Annotated in this window: 18 protein-coding genes; 7 read left to right on the top strand and 11 right to left on the bottom strand. The window is 48.3% G+C overall.

Annotated features, from left to right (window positions below; translation table 11 throughout):
• The first annotated feature begins 257 nt into the window (after window positions 1-257).
• Window positions 258-1,469, top strand: coding sequence for an MFS transporter (locus tag HNR77_RS00910; RefSeq protein ID WP_184179822.1), 1,212 nt, complete (start codon window positions 258-260; stop codon window positions 1,467-1,469).
• A gap of 154 nt (window positions 1,470-1,623) precedes the next feature.
• Here the strand turns inward: HNR77_RS00910 and HNR77_RS00905 are convergent, their stop codons facing one another.
• Window positions 1,624-2,829, bottom strand: coding sequence for a cytochrome P450 (locus HNR77_RS00905; protein WP_184179819.1), 1,206 nt, complete (start codon window positions 2,827-2,829; stop codon window positions 1,624-1,626).
• 416 nt (window positions 2,830-3,245) lie between these two features.
• Here HNR77_RS00905 and HNR77_RS00900 point away from each other — a divergent pair, with 416 nt between their 5' ends.
• Complete coding sequence (locus tag HNR77_RS00900) at window positions 3,246-4,457, top strand: asparaginase (protein ID WP_184179817.1); 1,212 nt, start codon at window positions 3,246-3,248, stop codon at window positions 4,455-4,457.
• A gap of 265 nt (window positions 4,458-4,722) precedes the next feature.
• Here the strand turns inward: HNR77_RS00900 and HNR77_RS00895 are convergent, their stop codons facing one another.
• A complete protein-coding gene (locus tag HNR77_RS00895) occupies window positions 4,723-5,355 on the bottom strand; it encodes an O-methyltransferase (RefSeq protein ID WP_184179815.1) in 633 nt (210 codons plus the stop codon).
• Window positions 5,356-5,646: 291 nt separating this feature from the next.
• Here HNR77_RS00895 and HNR77_RS00890 point away from each other — a divergent pair, with 291 nt between their 5' ends.
• From HNR77_RS00890 to HNR77_RS00875, 4 genes are all read left to right on the top strand, one after another.
• The gene (locus HNR77_RS00890) at window positions 5,647-6,798 is read left to right on the top strand and encodes a THUMP domain-containing class I SAM-dependent RNA methyltransferase (protein ID WP_111272762.1); all 1,152 of its coding nucleotides are present in this window, start codon (window positions 5,647-5,649) and stop codon (window positions 6,796-6,798) included.
• 290 nt (window positions 6,799-7,088) lie between these two features.
• Entirely contained in the window at window positions 7,089-9,110 is a 2,022-nt protein-coding gene (locus tag HNR77_RS00885; protein WP_184179813.1) for an LTA synthase family protein, read from the top strand.
• 30 nt (window positions 9,111-9,140) lie between these two features.
• A complete protein-coding gene (locus tag HNR77_RS00880; protein WP_184179811.1) occupies window positions 9,141-9,572 on the top strand; it encodes a cytidine deaminase in 432 nt (143 codons plus the stop codon).
• A gap of 79 nt (window positions 9,573-9,651) precedes the next feature.
• Entirely contained in the window at window positions 9,652-10,383 is a 732-nt protein-coding gene (locus HNR77_RS00875) for a DsbA family oxidoreductase (protein ID WP_184179809.1), read from the top strand.
• A 221-nt stretch (window positions 10,384-10,604) separates the two neighbouring features.
• Here HNR77_RS00875 and HNR77_RS00870 read toward each other — a convergent pair whose 3' ends face one another.
• Together HNR77_RS00870 and HNR77_RS00865 are read right to left on the bottom strand one after the other, a co-directional pair.
• Window positions 10,605-11,435, bottom strand: a complete 831-nt coding sequence (locus tag HNR77_RS00870) for an aldo/keto reductase (RefSeq protein WP_184179807.1) — start codon at window positions 11,433-11,435, stop codon at window positions 10,605-10,607.
• 194 nt (window positions 11,436-11,629) lie between these two features.
• Window positions 11,630-11,911 (bottom strand): hypothetical protein, encoded by a 282-nt coding sequence (locus tag HNR77_RS00865; RefSeq protein ID WP_184179805.1) that lies wholly within the window; start codon window positions 11,909-11,911, stop codon window positions 11,630-11,632.
• A gap of 160 nt (window positions 11,912-12,071) precedes the next feature.
• Here HNR77_RS00865 and HNR77_RS00860 point away from each other — a divergent pair, with 160 nt between their 5' ends.
• Window positions 12,072-12,452, top strand: coding sequence for a hypothetical protein (locus HNR77_RS00860; RefSeq protein WP_184179803.1), 381 nt, complete (start codon window positions 12,072-12,074; stop codon window positions 12,450-12,452).
• 110 nt (window positions 12,453-12,562) lie between these two features.
• Here HNR77_RS00860 and HNR77_RS00855 read toward each other — a convergent pair whose 3' ends face one another.
• The 7 genes from HNR77_RS00855 to HNR77_RS00825 all read right to left on the bottom strand — a co-directional run bounded on the left by HNR77_RS00855 (window position 12,563) and on the right by HNR77_RS00825 (window position 17,931).
• Window positions 12,563-12,784 carry a YuzB family protein gene (locus HNR77_RS00855; RefSeq protein ID WP_184179800.1) on the bottom strand — a complete coding sequence of 74 codons (222 nt, stop codon included), beginning with the start codon at window positions 12,782-12,784 and terminating at the stop codon, window positions 12,563-12,565.
• A 21-nt stretch (window positions 12,785-12,805) separates the two neighbouring features.
• Window positions 12,806-13,108, bottom strand: a complete 303-nt coding sequence (locus HNR77_RS00850; RefSeq protein WP_090920458.1) for a heme biosynthesis protein HemY — start codon at window positions 13,106-13,108, stop codon at window positions 12,806-12,808.
• 206 nt (window positions 13,109-13,314) lie between these two features.
• Window positions 13,315-14,553, bottom strand: a complete 1,239-nt coding sequence (locus HNR77_RS00845; RefSeq protein WP_397365972.1) for a M14 family metallopeptidase — start codon at window positions 14,551-14,553, stop codon at window positions 13,315-13,317.
• 226 nt (window positions 14,554-14,779) lie between these two features.
• Entirely contained in the window at window positions 14,780-15,586 is an 807-nt protein-coding gene (gene racE / locus HNR77_RS00840; RefSeq protein ID WP_289374267.1) for a glutamate racemase, read from the bottom strand.
• A 289-nt stretch (window positions 15,587-15,875) separates the two neighbouring features.
• Window positions 15,876-16,331 carry a YtxH domain-containing protein gene (locus tag HNR77_RS00835; RefSeq protein WP_184179797.1) on the bottom strand — a complete coding sequence of 152 codons (456 nt, stop codon included), beginning with the start codon at window positions 16,329-16,331 and terminating at the stop codon, window positions 15,876-15,878.
• Window positions 16,332-16,516: 185 nt separating this feature from the next.
• Window positions 16,517-17,458 carry a DUF4261 domain-containing protein gene (locus HNR77_RS00830; RefSeq protein ID WP_184179794.1) on the bottom strand — a complete coding sequence of 314 codons (942 nt, stop codon included), beginning with the start codon at window positions 17,456-17,458 and terminating at the stop codon, window positions 16,517-16,519.
• 17 nt (window positions 17,459-17,475) lie between these two features.
• Window positions 17,476-17,931: a DUF86 domain-containing protein gene (locus HNR77_RS00825; protein WP_184179791.1), complete on the bottom strand. Its 456-nt coding sequence runs from the start codon at window positions 17,929-17,931 to the stop codon at window positions 17,476-17,478.
• Window positions 17,932-18,039: the final 108 nt, after the last annotated feature.

Here is an 18,039-nt window from a genome sequence, read left to right as displayed (position 1 = left end):
TGTTCCAAGTGACAATACTATGACATTCGTTACACCCTATTTCATACTTTGGTTTAGCCTGCTTTCGATGTATTCAATAACCCATCTTTAATATGCCAATTGTGATATAATAAAAGAATGGCTTTTTTGAGAGTTTCAGAAAATACTTGCAAGAATCTTCATATCAAGTGTTTTGCAAAGATTCTTCATATCAAATGTTTTGCAAAAAAATCTTTGCATCAAGAGTTGCAGAAAATTTGAAAGGAAGTGAAAGCACATTGAAAACATGGAAAGTTAATCTCATTGTGCTTTGGTTCGGGCAGTTTCTGGTTAATGCAGGCATGACCATGATTACACCGTTTCTCTCGCTATTTCTCGCCAGAGATCTAGGCGTCGTAGGAGAGCATGAAATTGGCATCTGGGCCGGATTTATTTTTGCAGCCAATTTCCTTACCTCTTTTATATTTCAACCACTCTGGGGCAAGCTGTCTGATAAATACGGACGCAAAATTATGCTGCTTCGTTCCGGATTTGGCATGGCCATCGTTATTGCACTGATGGGCTTTGTGCAGAATCCCTGGCAGCTCCTCTTGTTACGGCTGCTGAACGGCACCATCTCCGGTTTCAATCCGGCAGCCGTAGCTCTGATCTCAGGCACAACGCCGAAGGATCGCATGGGCTTCGCCATGGGCATCAGTCAGTCCGGGCAGGTGGCAGGCACCATTCTGGGACCTCTGATTGGCGGACTGCTGGCGGATGCAGTCGGATTTCGTCCTATTTTTTATATTACAGGCGGACTTATCTTCACGGCTTCCTTGCTGGCCATGTTCCTGGTGCGAGAGAAATTCGACCGTCAAAAAGCAGCAAAGCTCCCGGATCAATCCGTTTTATCCGGTCTGAAGGAGCTTAGCAAATCGCCCCAGCTGCCAGCGCTGTTCGCTGTGACGTTCCTGCTGCAATTTGCAATGATCAGTCCGATGTCACTATTGCCTTTATACGTGCAAAAACTGCACGGGACCGCAGTAGACGTAGCCTTCTGGGCCGGAATGGTTGGTGCAGTCACAGGGTTGTCCAATATGGCAATGTCGCCTGTACTCGGAAAATTAAGTGACCGAGTAGGCCCCCATAAGGTGCTTACCTTCTCCTTGATCGGTACTGGTCTTATGCTGATCCCGCAGGCTTTTGTTCAAACCGTGTGGCAGCTCATTCTGGTCCGTTTCGTCATGGGTGTATTTATGGGCGGTTTGCTTCCAAGTGTAAATGCGCTGATTCGGGGATATACTCCTGACAGCATGATCAGCCGGGCATTCAGCTTTAATACCAGTACCCTGGCGCTTGGCAACATGCTCGGCGCTATCATCGGCGGATTTCTGGCCGGGTTTATCGGCATTGAGGGACTGTTTATCGTTTCCGGCTCACTGCTGCTGCTTAATATGGTTTGGGTCCGGCTCAAGCTGTACAAAAGGCCTGTGCGCATGGGTGAACCGTGAAGATAACAGGCGTTTATGCAAGAATAGGGCGAGATGCTGACAGCACTCACCTTCAGGGTGTAACATACAGCTTATAACAAGTACAAAAAGCCGCTTCAGCCCCTTGCGGGACTGAGAGCGGCTTTCTTTCTGTGTGCAGAGCGGGTACGCGGCGCTACTCTGCTTGTCGTTCGTGAAATTGAATGGGATATTCCTTCACACCAAAGACAAAAGGGCTTTGGATCGGCTCCAGCACCGTTTCAGGTACCAGTTGTATATGTTCCATACGTTGAAGAAGCGTGTGCAATACAACTCTCGCCTCCAAACGAGCCAGAGGTGCACCAAGGCAGAAATGAATACCAAACCCGAATCCCATATGCCTGTTCGGCTTCCGATCCGATACGAATTCATCTGCACGTTCAAACTGAGCATGGTCCCTATTCGCAGCCCCCACCCAGGAAATAACCTGATCTCCCGCCTGAATGGTTTGTCCGTTTAATTCCACCGTTTCCCTTGCTACACGCCCTATCGCTACAATTGGCGGATAATACCGCAATGTTTCTTCTACAGCGCTCGCCACCCGATCCGGATGCTCACGCAACTCGTTCTGTAATTCAGGTTGTTCAGAGAGGATACGCACCGCGTTGGCAATCAGATTGGTTGTAGTTTCATTCCCTGCGACCAGCAGGAGAATACAGAAATTGACAACCTCCTCCACCGTCAGCTTCTGACCTTCAATCTCTGCAGCAAGCAGCAAGGAGACGAGGTCATCCTTCGGTTCTAAACGGCGTTGTTCCAAAATTTCAGTGAAATAAGCATATAACTCCTGGATATTCTGTCGCTTTTCATCCGTTAACTCTTGAAATGCCTGCTCGCTGTCATCGCGTGCACCCTTCACGAGCACATCGGACCAAAGCTTGAATTCCCGGCGATCCGAAGCCGGAACACCGATCAGTTCAGCAATGACGATGACGGGCAGCGGCGCTGCGAGGTCATCAATCAGATTCATTTTCTCACCGGGCAGATGCGGGGCAAGCAACTCATCCGTAATCTCCTGAATTCGCGGGGACAGCGCTTCAATGGCCTTTGGAGTAAACGCCTGATTAACCAGATCACGAAGCTGCTTGTGCTTGGGCGGGTCTGTTGTCAGCAAACTGGAACTCGCACGGTTACGCTCGGAAGAAAACAGCTTTGGATTTTTCAGTACATAATGCACATCTTCATAACGAAACACATCCCAGCATTCTCGATGCTCATCATAACGGACTGGAGTGTTCTCACGAAGTTCTGCATACACCTGGAAGGGGGATAACTGCCGCTCCTTGCTGTGCAATTCCCGAATCGGGATATAATTGGCATATTTTCGGGGCGCTTGTTTCATCGTGTTTCCTCCAATCAATAATATATATTTATTTACATATAAACTCATAATCATTATACACATAACTGGATGTTAATTCCAATAAAACACGGTAAATAAGCCTTACGGCCCATCCCCTACTCCAAACTTCCCTGAAATTGTCGAATACAATCAATGTCATATTTATTTACAATATATTTATAATTCCTATATTAAACTCGCTACTATTTTCTTTAATCAAAGACTAATCCGGTACATAAATAGGTCATTTTCTTTTAAAAAAAGCACGAATACTCTCTTTAACTTTGAATGTAACCGTTATCTCTATCATAATCATCATTTGTCATATTAACTAACACAAAATAAAATAATCTTAATCTTTATACATAAAAAAAGAGAATACCTCACACACATTTCACTTGAAGGAGCGTGTCAGCATGAAAAAATCATCTTACCTTCGTCCTTGGGCCGTTTGGAGTACCGCTGCACTAACAGCCCTCACCCTATCCCTCTCCCCTGTGGGAACGTATGCCGCCCAGGCTGCTACCGTAGAAGTGAAGGGCACGACAGGCGCTGTTCAGCCTGCACCAGCCACTCCAGCACGAAACACAACCATCCCGGCTGTGCCGGAATCCTCCAAGCAGTCTTCTCTTCCTAATGTGCTTGTTATTGGTACAGGGGGGACGATTGCAGGACAATCCGAAGACGCCACCAGCTTCCAAAATTACAAGGCAGGCACACTGCTCATTGCGGACATGGTCAAAGATTTGCCGGACAAGCAAAAAATTGCAGACGTCAGCACATTGCAGTTCGGCAACTCCGGTTCAGGCTCCTACTCGATGGCTGACCTCTACGACTTGTCTCAAACAGTAGATAAGGCACTGTCCCAATATGACAGCGTTGTTGTTACGACAGGTACAGATACAATGGAGGAGATTGCCTACTTCCTGGATATGACGGTTCAAAGTGACAAGCCTGTTGTCATTACAGGCTCCATGCGCCCATGGACGGTTATCGGCTCTGATGCCCAAGCCAACCTGTACAATGCCATCAAACTTGCAGGCAGCGGCCGGACCACATCCTTTGGCACCGTGCTGATGCTCAATGATACGATTCAGCTTGCGCGCGGCGTAACCAAGACGAATGACTACCGCACTGATACCTTTGAAACACCAATGCTAGGCGCTGTCGGTTACATTGATGAGGAAAACATTCGAATCTATCGTGCTCCTGCACGCGCCATGAAACCGGAGGGCACAGCGAAGCCTGTATTCGATCTTAGCAAAATTACCAAAGCCGATCTTGCCAAGGTAGAGATTGCAATCTCTTATCAGGAAGCAGGCGGGGGAGCCATTGAAGGCTTTGTCAAAAGCGGAGTGAAGGGCATTGTCACCTCCGGAACAGGCGCAGGCGGCATCTCCAGAGCCATGGGACAAGCCCGGACCAAGGCGATTGAAGAAGGGGTTATTTTCGTAACGACAACCCGGACAGGCTCCGGCAGCGTCTATGGCGGCGGTAAAGGCATTATTGCCGGGGATAACCTCAGCCCGCAGCAAGCACGCATCCTTTTGATGCTCGGACTCTCCTTCAGTGATGATTTTGATACGATTAAAAAATGGTTTGAGACCTACGGCACACCACAGGTGTAAGCCAGCTAAATCATCGTTATGAATACGCAAAAAAGCCGAAGCAGATATTCATCCTGTCTCGGCTTTTTTTGCTTTTTGCCCTTTACGTTTATCGTGTGATTTTCAGCGCTGTCAGCGATCCACTGCCTGATAACATCGGGGCGGAGGTCGAGCTTTTGTCGTCTGTACGCATAAATTAAAGCTGCACGTCATCGCGATATAATTTTACATTCAATCCTGGGTTCATCCAGGTTTTTAACTGAGCCTTCAACGAAGTTCAATCGTTCTACTTCACCCAAGCGAGTGCCAAGCCATCGTAGTCAGGCAGCATAGTCGTGACGAGACGTGGATCACTCGCCATCTGCTCGTTGAATCGGCGAACAGCAAGCACGGCCGGACCCTGCTTGTCCGGGTTAAGCGTGCGACCGCGCAGGAAGCAGTTGTCCCCTACGATGACTGCACCTGGACGCGCAAGCCGAATGGCGTAATCCAGATACACCGGATAATTTTCTTTATCTGCGTCAATAAAGAAGAAATCGAAAGTACGTCCCTCCTGTGCCAATTGCTCCAGACTGGATGCTGCAGGCCCGATCCGGTACTCCACTTTATCACCGAACCCTCCCTCCTCCAGATGTCCGCGAGCCATCGCTGCGTACTCTTCTTTCAGTTCGAGGGAAGTCAAGGTTCCTCCATCACTTAATCCGCGAGCCAGACAGATGCCGCTATACCCGCCCAGCACACCGATTTCGAGCACGGCTTCAGCCTTCGAGGTTTTGGCCAGAAAGGTTAACAGACGACCGTAAGCCGCCGCAACTGAAACCTCCGGCATGCCATTCGCCCGAATGGCTTCTTTTACTTTTAACAAAAGCTCATCCTCTTGAAATAATTGATCTACATATTCGTCAGGGGTCAGATTCACCACGAAGTTCCTCCTTGGATACTTGGACAGCGTTCCATATCAATACCCTGGTACTGTTGTTTATATAAATACCTTGGTACTGCTTTTCATATGGTTGCCAATGTTTTATAATGAATGTTTGTTATCCAACACAGAATAATGAACACGGCATCACCTGCATTGAAATGGATGCGGCGCAGACCGCATTACTCATTGTAAGTTTTTTCACGGAAAGCGGCAAGGCCGCACCGTTACTATATCGCTGCCAGAGGGTAAGCCCGCTGCGGCGCGAAATGGAGTTGAATGAATCACATGGCTCGATTGCAACTGATTGCAACCTCTGCGATGGGACTTGAGGCCGTTGTTGCCCGAGAATTGAAGCAGCTGGGGTATGACGATGTCAAGGTCGATAACGGACGGGTATTTTTCACAGGAGATTACATTGATATTTGCCGATGTAACCTGTGGCTGCGAAGCTCGGACCGCGTATTAGTCAACATGGGTGAATTCCCTGCAACCACCTTCGATGAATTGTTTGAGGGTACCAAAGCACTGCCTTGGGAAGAATGGATTCCCGCGAACGGTGAGTTCCCGGTGGAAGGACGCTCCCAGAAGTCCCAGCTAAGCAGTGTACCTGCATCTCAAGGTATCGTCAAAAAAGCGATTGTCGAGAAGCTCAAGCTGACACATCACACGGAATGGTTTCCTGAAAATGGTGCACGTTATGTCGTCGAGGTCATTCTGCTGAATGATCGCGCGCTCATCACGCTGGACACGACAGGGCCGGGACTTCACAAACGCGGATATCGCAAACTCGTTACGGAAGCTCCGCTGAAAGAAACGCTCGCAGCTGCATTGATTCAGCTCAGCCGCTGGAATGTGTCCCGTCCGTTCTACGATCCATGCTGCGGTTCAGGTACCATGTTGATTGAAGCAGCTATGATTGGATGGAACATCGCACCAGGTCTTCGCCGCACCTTCAATTCGGAGAACTGGGACATCATTCCTGCGGAGCTGTGGGAACAAGCACGGGAAGAAGCATTTGATGCAGTCCGTGACGACGTTCCGCTTCAGATCGCTGGCAGTGACATTGATCCTGAAGCCATTGAGGTTGCGCAGGCCGCAATCAAAAGTGCAGGCTTTGCCAAAGATATTGAGGTCAGCGTACTGCCTGCCCACCGGGCCAGACCTCAAGGCGAGTATGGCGTTATTATTACCAACCCGCCTTATGGCGAACGTTTGAGTGAAGAAAAGGAAGTTCAGAAGCTGCTCCGCTCCCTTGGACGCACCTATCTGGAGATGCCGACATGGTCATTTTTTGCAATTACTTCCACCAAAGCATTTGAAGAATACTTCGGACACAAAGCGGACAAGCGCCGCAAGCTGTTTAACGGACGGATTGAAACCCAGTATTATCAATACCTGGGCCCATTGCCTCCGCGTAACAAAACAACGCAAGCCTAAAACAAACTTTATGTCGAAACGCTCAAGCCTTTGTCGGCCTGGGCGTTTTTTGCTTTGTTCGCGAACAGGCGGCGGTTATGACAAGCCTAGTTGAAATGCCAGGCGGTCACGCTATAATATATGAAGCCCTGTTTTACACTGCGTTAACAAAACAAGCGAACAAGTTTTCTTTTTTTATTTTCATTTACATCCGGCATTATTCTATTTACTTATTCTACCTACTCATCCTATCAACTTGCTCAATCTACTTATCATATCTACTTATCCTATTTACTCAAGGAGGAAATAACATGGTTGTTACTCAGCTGATGCGCAGCTCCGGAACGCGCAGGCTTCTGCGTCATCCATTGACGTTATATGTCATCTTCACCATACTCATTCTGCTTAAACTGATGCTGCTGCATCATAATCTGCATGCCTACAACATTACGATGGGACTGCTTGATAAAGTCATTGCGATCGGATCCATTCTGCTCCTGTCATTCTGGGTCTGGTGGCTGCCGCGTAGAGGCATGATTGCAGCCCTTGCTGTCCTTCACCTGCTTCTCACCGCTCTAATCTATGCCGATATGGTCTATTATCGCTACTTTCAGGATTTCCTTACTGTCCCGGTGTTGTTACAGGCACGGCAGGTGGACTCCCTTGGCGATAGTATCGTAACGTTGATCTATGCGCGTGATGTTTGGTTTTTTGCCGACCTTCTGCTAGTCATTCCATCTGCAGTCATCATGCTGTTCAGCAAACGCGATCGTTCTGGTCAAAACTCAGGAATGTACACGAGCAGCTATAACGGAGGATATAGAGACAACTCTTCTGCAACACATGCATCCTCTGTTTCTCGTAAGAAACGTCTTCACCGCCGCCTGCTCACAGGCAGCATAACCCTTGTATTGGGACTGAGCCTTGGCGCAGGACCCATCTATTATTCCGGCAAAACCTGGGCCAAAGGCCTGTTTGATAACCACTGGTGGAATGTATCCATGTACAATGTAACCGGACTGCTCGCGTTTCATGGCTACGATGTATATTCTTATGTCAAGGACAATATCGGTTCCGGCGCCGAGGCTGATCCAGCCGATGTTGAACAGGTGCAGGCTTATTTTGCAGATCGACAGAAGTCAAATGCATCACAGCACAATCAGGCCTTGTTTGGAAAATATAAAGACAGCAATGTCATTATTGTGCAGGGCGAAGCCTTTATGAATTTCATGATCGGCCAAAGCATTGGCGGTCAGGAGATTACCCCGCATTTTAATGAATTGATGAAAGAAAGCCAATATTACAGTCACTTCTATCATCAGACCGGACAGGGCAGAACATCGGATGCTGACTTTGGTGCCAACATCTCGCTGCATCCTCTTTCGGCAGGATCTGCGTTTGTCCGTTATCCGGATCATACGTATGACTCGCTGCCTTCTATCTTGAAGGATCAGGGGTACAGCACCAACGCATTTCACGCCTATGAGAGCAGCTTCTGGAACCGATATACGATGTATCAAAATATGAAGTACGACAAGTTCTACAGTAAAAATGATTTTGTTGAAGACGACCCGCTTGGCTGGTCTTTATCGGATGAATCCTTTTTCCGTCAATCTGTAGAGAAAATGAGCAGTGAGGTCCAGGAGCCCTTTTACTCGTTCCTCATCACACTAAGCAGTCATCATCCTTACTCTCTTCCCAAGGATAAGCAGCAGCTTGATGTGGGTGAATTCCAGGGTACCATATTTGGGAATTACCTGCAGTCCGTTCATTACGTAGATGCGGCGCTCGGCGGTTTGGTAGAGGACTTGAAGAATCGCGGATTATGGGAGAAAACGATCTTCATGTTCTACGGTGACCACGACAACTCCATCAAAGACAAACCTTTATACGAACAATTTCTCGGACGCCAGCTGAATGATCTGGATATGGCCCAGATTATGAACGAAGTACCCCTGCTGGTACATTTACCGGACGGAGCGGAAGCAGGTACGTTCGAACAACCCGCCGGACAGCTGGATATTACACCGTCAGTGCTGCATTTGCTTGGAATATCCGATGAATCCTATTACCATATGGGGAACAACGTGTACGATGGCTCGGAACGCATGGTCGTACTGCGTAACGGCTCGTTCACGGATGGCAAGGTATTCTACATTCCTTCAGATGATTACATCTACACAAGCGGGGCCTGTTATGATCTGTCTACACACGAAACTACGGATATCAACGCCTGCAAAGCCGGTTTTGATCAGGCCTCGAAGCGTTTGCATGTTTCCGACACTCTGATTACCTCTGACCTGATTCGACAGTTTCGCGAGGAAAACCATTAATACGCACCAAAAAGGAGAGAATATCACTGCATGACATCCAATATCCATTCACATGATATAGAACAGAAACTGTTTGATGCCGCCGCCGAATTTGTTAAGCAGCGTTATCCCCAAGGATGGGGTGGAGCGGGCGCTGTATACACAGATGCCGGTTCATTGCTTATTAGCGTGGCACCGGAAGTCATTAATGATGCTGTACATCTATGTATGGAAACCGGGGCTTATCTGGAGGCTCACATATTAAATGAGCGCGTTACTCACTCCCTCTGCATTGCACGTGATGATGAACACTCCGCATTCAAGGTACTCACACCTTGCGGTATCTGTCAGGAGCGCCTCTTTTTCTGGGGGGAGGAAGTAAAAGCAGCAGTATACGCCCCCTCCGGACAGCTTATTTTCAAAACACTAAATGAACTCCAGCCTGATCATTGGTCCAAAGCTTATCGCAATAAACACGATTAACTTGCGAATTGTTGAAAGTCGCTTTATAATTGTAACTATAATAGTTTCATTTTCGAACATAATGGAGGTTATAAATATAATGAATATTGAAGTATGGTCCGATTTTATGTGCCCTTTCTGTTATATTGGCAAACGCCGTCTGGAAAATGTGCTGGAGCAATTCCCTCACCGGGATAAAGTGAAGCTGCAATTCAAAAGCTTTGAGCTTGATCCTAACGCGGAAGTGAACAGCGGTAAAACGAACACGGAGTACCTTTCCTCCAAGTACAACATCAGCGAGGAGCAGGCTCGGGGAATGAACGCGCAGATGAATGCCAACGCCCGCACTGCTGGTCTGGAATACAACATTGATGCCATGATCCCTACGAACTCCTTTGCGGCTCACCGCTTAACTCATTGGGCGGATACGCAAGGCAAAGCACTTGAACTGAGTGAACGCTTGTTCCAGGCTATATTCATTGAAGGAAAACACGCAGGTGACCATAAGGTATTAGCTGATCTGGCTCAGGATGTGGGACTGGATCGTGATGCCGCAGCTGCCGTCTTGTCCAGTGACGAGTTCACCGAAAACGTTCGTGCCGATCAAGCAGAAGGTGCACAGCTCGGCATTCAGGGTGTCCCGTTTTTCGTACTGGATCGCAAATTTGCCGTTTCCGGCGCACAGCCTGATGAAGTGTTCCTGAATGCGCTGCAGAAAGCATGGGATGAGCACTCCCCTTTCACGATCGTTGAATCTGCAGATGCCACAGCAGATGGCGGTGTATGCACAGACGAGGGCTGCGAAATCCCGGCAAACAAACCGTCTAACTAAAAAAGCAGCAGGTCCGGGAAACAATCCCGAGAGCCTGCTGCTTTTTTTGTTAACGCCCCTCACCTATCGAAGTTTAATCTTTACGTGTCTCTCCGATGAAGCGTTGCTGCGGAGGGAACGAAATCGATTTTGTAGAAGCGGAGCGATCGAAAGAACGATTCGTGCCCGGAGCTCCCACCTACGTTGAATCGACATGCACGTATTGAATACGGCTTCGCTCCTTAATCCCAAAATAACTGATCCGGGTGCGGTCCTGTACGCTTGTCTGCATCCAGCGCATCAATCTGTCTCAGCTCATCCGGCGTCAGCTCAAAATCAAAAATATCTGCATTCTCCCGTATCCGTTCAGGCGTTACCGATTTGGGAATGGTCACAATCTGATTCTGAATGTCCCAGCGTAAAATGATTTGGGCTGGTGTTTTGCCATACTTCTGGGCCAGACCCTTGAGTGTCGAATCCTGATTCAGCTTGCCTTTCATAATCGGGCTCCAGGCTTCCAGCTGTATACCCTGTTCTCCGCAGAAATCCTGTAATTCCTGCTGAATCAGACCCGGATGCAATTCCACCTGATTCACCGCAGGCACCGTACCGCCTTCATCTATAAGATCGCGCAGATGATGCACCTGAAAATTACTTACACCAATAGCGCGCACACTTCCTTCACTATATAAACGTTCAAATGCCCTCCACGTCTCCTTGTACTGATCCCGGCCAGGCCAGTGAATCAGATACAGATCAATGACATTCAGCCCAAGCGCCTTCTGGCTGGCTTCAAAAGCTCGAAGCGTGGAATCGAAGCCCTGGTCATCATTCCATAGCTTTGTCGTTACAAAGAGCTCGTTACGGGCAACGCCACTGCTCGCAATAGCTTGTCCTACTTCCTCCTCATTCCCATAGACCGACGCGGTATCAATGCTGCGATAGCCAACCTCCAGCGCAATCTCTACCGACTGCTGAACTTCCTTCCCCTTTGCCTTATACGTCCCGATTCCAAGCCATGGCATCGTCACTCCGTTGTTCAGAATTGTACAATCCGTAATATGTTTTGTCATTCTGTACCTCCCGTATTGATTTTTGCCTGCTCTCTGCTCTATTAACCTTCTGACAAAATTTTAAGCGTTCTTAGGAAAAATTAATTCGGCAAATGAAGAACAGATTGCAGTACCCGGAAGGAGCAAGAGGCCTATCTGAAAAAAAGAAAACCCGCAGGCAACGCGCCCGCAGGTTCCGGTATAACAGGAACGTATTATTTTTCCCCTTGCCCGTGCTGATTCTGGATAGAATGCAATCTCTTCTTCTCCTCAATGAACATTTCCTGTGCCAACTCAAAACCCTGCCCTCCCAGAGAGAGCTCTGCCTGACGCATCGCCTGCTCGGTATGTGCGAGGCGCTGCTCTGCCTGTACAATGGTCTGCAGTGTCGGATGTGACATGGCCTGAGAAACCGCATAGTGAAGCTTGTTCACCGCATTTTGCGCCTGAGATACGGTCGTACCAGCCTGCAAACTGGAATCATAACGCTTTGGCATGAGTTATTCCTCCTCGGAATCATATTCCTGTTACCCTTTTATCATGGGTTGTATAAGCCCCCCTTATTCTTTTTTTGAAATCTTGTTCAAACTTTATCCGGAAAAATGCGTTAAAAAGACAGAAGGGTGTATGAGAACAAGAACAAGGAGGAATGCATTTTTGAGCACAAGAGGACTTCGTTTACGTCTGCTAACTGTATCGATACTGTTCATTTTGTTATTTTTACTTTTTATACTTTGGACTCAGCGCCCCGCAGCCTCAACTTACGAGATTAAAGGGTACACCACATCAGCTCTGCATAAGGATATTCCCGTACCCGCCAATGCCAAACTCATTGAATCCAAAGCATATTCCGATCACCCCACACTGGAACTTAGCGAAACTTATGAATTGAAACATATTGGAGGTGAGCAGGGGCTGTATCCGCCAGTTGATTATTTCCAAAAGCTGCATGACGCTGGTTGGATGGAACTGAAGGAGGAACGCATGGGCAATATGCACATTCTGAACAAAGGAGATGTCCATCAAAACAGAGGCTGAAAAACAAAGCCACAATGCAAAAAAGGAGAGGCCTAAGCCCCTCCTTCACGGGATATGGAACATTCACTTATTGCTGATACCCCAGTGATTCCAGCATATCCGGTTTTGGGTTACTTAATGAACTTTGCAACCTTCGTCAGCACTTCTTCTTCTGTAGGAGCACTGATATACCGTCCATTGATGAAAACAAAAGCACGCTTCGCACACGGGCCGCAATACGATTTGCAGCCGATCTTGACCTCTGTGCCTGGCGCCATTTTCTCCAGCTTGGGAACGATCGACTTCAATCGGATATGATTACATTTTTCGCATACGCGGATATCGTTAGCCATGATTTCCCTTTCTTTGCTCCCTTAGTGGTCGCCGTGGTTACCTTTGGATGGATTTGTGATCACAAACCCTTCCTGAGGCAAGTAGAGGTAATCAATTTTGACGCCATCCAGCATAGGCTGACCATTTTCCAAAATAACGTCAATGCCTTTATCCGTAGATACCACGGTATCGTTATCTCCAGGCGTATCCAGATCAAGTCCGTAATGAGCGTGATCTCCGTGTGCATGTGTAATTACAACACGCAATAATTTACCTTCATTCTCCGGCTTGTCCAGTTCAAGCTTCAACACTTTCGCTGCGTTACGAGTAATTTTGCAGTTCATTCGATTCATCTCCTATATTGTCATTGCTGGTTTCAACAATTTCAGCATTCATTTAGACTCCAGCATCTATTGTAAAGAAAGTTGCAGCTAATCGCAATAACATTGATGTGAATCATCTACAGAATGCAACTTGTTATAAAAAAACAAACAACGAACACCGTTCACGGCGCCCGTTGCTGTCCCAGCCAATACACTTCTTTTCCCGCTCATCTCCTATCAGAGCTCCCTTCTTCACGTGACCCGTGGGATAACAGGGCTGTCAGCAGCCTGCCTACTTCCACACAGATGTCATCGAACTGATCCACAGGCAGCGGATTCACACCGAGACCTACTTCTACCGTAAAGCCTGGCTTTCCAAATGCCTGAATGAACCAGTCCTTATACCCGGCATCGCTGCCGCCAAGCTTCACGGCTTTATAACCTGAAGCTTTGGCAAGCTTGCGTGACAGGGGCGCACTCTCTCTCGGCTCCAGATCCCGGTAATTCCAGTAGATCTCCTGCCCCTGACTATGCAGGGAAACTACAGCCGCAAAATCATGCTGCTGTGTCCACTGCACAAGCGCCTGTGCCTCCGGTTCCGTTAGCGGTGCGGTTCCCGCATAATCCCGAGGCCCAGGCGAAGTAACCCCTCTGCGCGCAACCTCCTCTTCCCAATGAGCAGGGAACTGATCATTAAGATCCACCCCGCGGATATTGGCCTTCCAATGCGTGAAGTGTGCGCGACCGCCGTTCCATTCGAGTAATCGGGACGCATACATATGATGATTCACCACACCCTCCTGAACCAGTTCCACCCCGTCTGGATTGACCATAGGCACGGCCCACAACGTCGTTTCCTGCATCCAGCGCTTCGGATCGGATGAATGCCACATTTTATCTGAATGATAGGCAGCAGCATATTCTTCGATACATCTCATCAGCACCGGTGAAGTCAGCCATTCATTGGCATGCACAGAGGCATTCACATGAACGTGACGCGGGCCATTGCCGATTCGTACATAAGGCAGCTCTTTCCCCATCACACTTCTACCGATCGAGCCTGATTTAATGCAGGAATAACGTGCCTCCAATCGCTGTATGTCTTGCATCAATTCACGATATCCATATTCGCCTTCGATATTCACAATTCTGTCTCCCCCGGCTTCAGGAATATGGATGCAGCAGCCGCTCCAATCCTGTATACCAGCAAGTTCGGGGTTCTGCTCACGCAGCTGATACTCCGTTAACCCGAAACGCTGCGCCGTTTGGTGCACACACTCTCCCGGCGGCACAGCATATCTGCGTCCCGTCCCTGGCAGCACACGCAGCATCTGACCAGCAAGCAGATAGGGCTGAGCAGCAGCTTCAGGATTCAGTGCACATAACAATTCCTCGGTCATCCGATATGCGGAAGCAATCCGCGGCAGTGTATCTCCTGTTTTCACGATAATCCATTGCAGTTCCATATTTTCCACCTTCCCACGGACTCGATTCTCCCTGCCTGGTTCTTGCGTGACCGTGTCTGTATTATACGTATGCATGCCCGGTTGTCCGTCATGTGACATCGTTCGCAGACTTCTTTGGGGCGATCACATTACGAATACAGAAAACATGAGCACCACTGGAAAACAAAAAAAACGGACCTGTAAGACAGGTCCGAAAATAGCTGAAGCACATATCAAAAACATATTATTACAGTTGCGTAACCTGCCAGACGACAGGTGTCTTGGAAATCTGTTCCCCGAGCCATTGCTTTGTAATGTTCTGGAACATCCGTGGATCACCTGTACAGAAAAATTGATGCACAGGCGTTTCATCCCCGCTGGCCAGTTTGCGTTTATCATACAATATCGTACTGATTTCCCTTGCTGTTTCATCCGCTGAGCTAATAAGCTTCACGTCCTGCCCCATCACATCCTGAATGGTATCCATCAGAAACGGATAATGTGTACAGCCAAGAATCAGACAGTCAATCGGCTGCCCTTTAATATCTCCCAGTGCCTGATCCACCGTACGGGTTGTGTGTTCGGAACGAAATTCACCCTGCTCCACCAGCGGCACCAGCGCCGGACAAGCCTGACTGACCACATCCACATATGGAGACAGCTGCTTGAGTGCCGATGTATATGCTCCACTTCCGATGGTACCTACCGTTCCAATCACACCAATTCGCCCGGTCCGGGTTGCCATAATGGCTGCTCTTGCCCCTGGGTGGATCACACCAATCACAGGCACATTCACCTTGGCCCGAATATATTCCAGTGCGGCGGCTGTCGCGGTATTGCAGGCGATAACGATCACTTTCGGATTGAACTGGATCAAAAAATCAACGATTTGCTCCGTAAATTGTTTCACTTGTTCGGACGAACGGGGTCCGTACGGTGTTCGGGCAGTATCCCCAAAATAAATGATCTTTTCCCGCGGGAGCTGACGCATCACTTCCTTTGCAACCGTCAATCCCCCTACACCGGAGTCTAATATAGCAATAGCTTGCTGCACGAACACACCGCTTCCTTCTTCATTAAATTCATTCTGAGTCATAACACATATCAAAAAAAACTTGCACCTGTTACACATGCCAAAAGCCTTCTACCTATATTACTCACCACAAAAGCTTTCTGACTAATCTATGAAATTATCGGCAAAAAGGTACCTACATCTTACCCGATTTCATCGCCGTGTTCAAATTTCAATCCGTACAGCCTGCAGTCATGCAGGGCAACGGACACACAACAAAGCAGGCTTTCCTCCGCAACGGGGAAAGCCTGCTCATATCCAATCAAGCTTCTTAATTCTCGGCTTTGGACTCATCAGTTACAGGAAGCTGAACAACATTACCTGTTTCCCGCTCTTCCGATACAGCTTCTGGAGCCAGACTTTGTACTTGTTCCTGAGACTGAATCTCCTCAGACCGAGCTTGACCTTGCGCATGCTCTTCTACTTTGTCTGTATCCGTGATTGTGGCCGAGATCCGGATTTCCTTGCCATCCGAAGAACAGCGCCAGGACTGAATATCCTTGATAACCACATCTGCTGTTTCCTTCACTTTGGATACAAGGTGCGAGCTTTGCTCCCCAACTTTGAAAGCCAGCTCCTGCCCTTTATCCGATACCTGACGAGCGCCGTCCGTGATGTCCTTGCGAAGCTCACGTCCTGTTTTCGGTGCAAGCAGCAGTGCAGTGACTGAACCAACAACCGAGCCAATCAAAGCACCCCATAACAAGCTTTTGTTCGAATCTTTCATGATTCATCTCTCCTTCAAGTTTGATTTAGGCATCGGTCTGCACAGCAGCACAACGTACCGCTTCCCTGGGCTAATGCCTACCCTGTTGATGCATTATAAGCATGAAGGGCTTGATCTGACACTCCGAATTGGAAAAAAAGTGAACTTATCCTGCTCTGGCTTAGACTGCCCATTGCTATTTCATTTTATCGGGCTGACTGCTGTACAGGCACAGCATGCTCTTCTCCCGGATTCAGATCAATGACATATCTTCCCGGTGCGATTAAAGCGTTCTGATGCTCACAGCGCCAGCGACGTCCACCGGATGAGCCTAATGTCTGACCATCCTGAAGCACATCTCCCTGATCAAATATGTAATACGCAGCGCCAAGCAGCGTCTGAGCAACTGTATCCGGCTCAAGGCCCGTGAAGTGGCATTGCACATCCGGCACACCAAGAGCTGATAAACCCACCGTGTCCATCACTAATTCACGCTGTTCCTCCGTACCCCCGGCCTGATACATCCGCACATTCATCGCTGCATAGAGGTGCTCCTCACGTTCCTGCGACTCGACATAGCTTGCAGGCTCAACCAGCTTGTCGCTGCCATACCAGTAAAGTGCATCACAATCTAACGTATCCAATACAGCCAGTACCGCCTTCTGGAAAAGAGCCAGACGTTTCTTGCGCGGCATGGCAGCCGTAAACAGATCGTGAATACGAATGGTGTATCTCGCAGAAGCTACAGCTTGTCCCGCCTCAGGCCAATGCCAGGCTTGCTGCAGTGCCCCGGCAAAACGCTTGCGCTCTTTAATCTCATGCACCGGAAGAATACAGGTCTGAGCCGGAATGCTGCCTTCCTGAAAAGCAACCTTATGGGCCAGATGATAAAAAAGGAGCATCTCTTGCGAGTCCTGCTCGTTCTCACCCTGCTTGACATCCAGTCGGCCTTGTCCTGTGCGTTTAATCAATGCCTCCTGCAGCACATCCTGATTTATTTCCGGCTGCTCTCTGAACAGAAATTCAACCATGTATACGGGGTGAAAACCTGAAGACAGCTCATCCCCTTCACGATTGCCTGAGATGGTTTCTTTTGATTCCTTGGATTCCTTGGATTCCTTGGTTTCTTTGAATTCTTCATTTCCCATACTGCTTCCCTCATTCCTTACTCTGTCCCTTGACCTTCATTCCCCTGAAAAGGACCAAGTTCTTTTTCCACATAAACGCTAACCTGATCAGAAAAATTTTCCAAAATTTCCGGCAAAACTGCGCTTAGCGGATGCAGCACTTCACGCTGCCAGCTGTAATAGTCTTGTACGAGCGGTTTACGCAATAAGACAAGCTCGCGCAAAACGTCATACGTAGATTCATCAAACACCTTTTCTTCATAATTAATTTGAATGATATCATCATAACTGCTCGCATCTCTCATAATGAAGCCGTCAATGAGATAACTGCCCACATCGGTCACAATTTCGATAGCCAGATGCAGACAGCGCTCCTGTACCATTCCTAACACCAGACCACCGTCCCAAGCTTGTACAGCATGTCTGAGGCCTTCAGCCACCTCCGGTACGGCCTGAAGCCGACGGGCGATCTGTTCCCTGTTCACATAATACATTCATTCACTTCCCGTTCAGTGAGTTATCGATTTCGTTTGCCTCTGCGCTTGAGCCAGAAGATCATAACAGGGCAAGCGATCAGAAACACGATAAAAATATATAGAAAT

The sequence above is a fragment of the Paenibacillus sp. JGP012 genome, assembly GCF_014203995.1.
Taxonomy (GTDB): domain Bacteria; phylum Bacillota; class Bacilli; order Paenibacillales; family Paenibacillaceae; genus Paenibacillus; species Paenibacillus silvae.
Note: the sequence above shows the minus strand (reverse complement) of the source record. Positions and strands in the feature narration are given on the sequence as shown.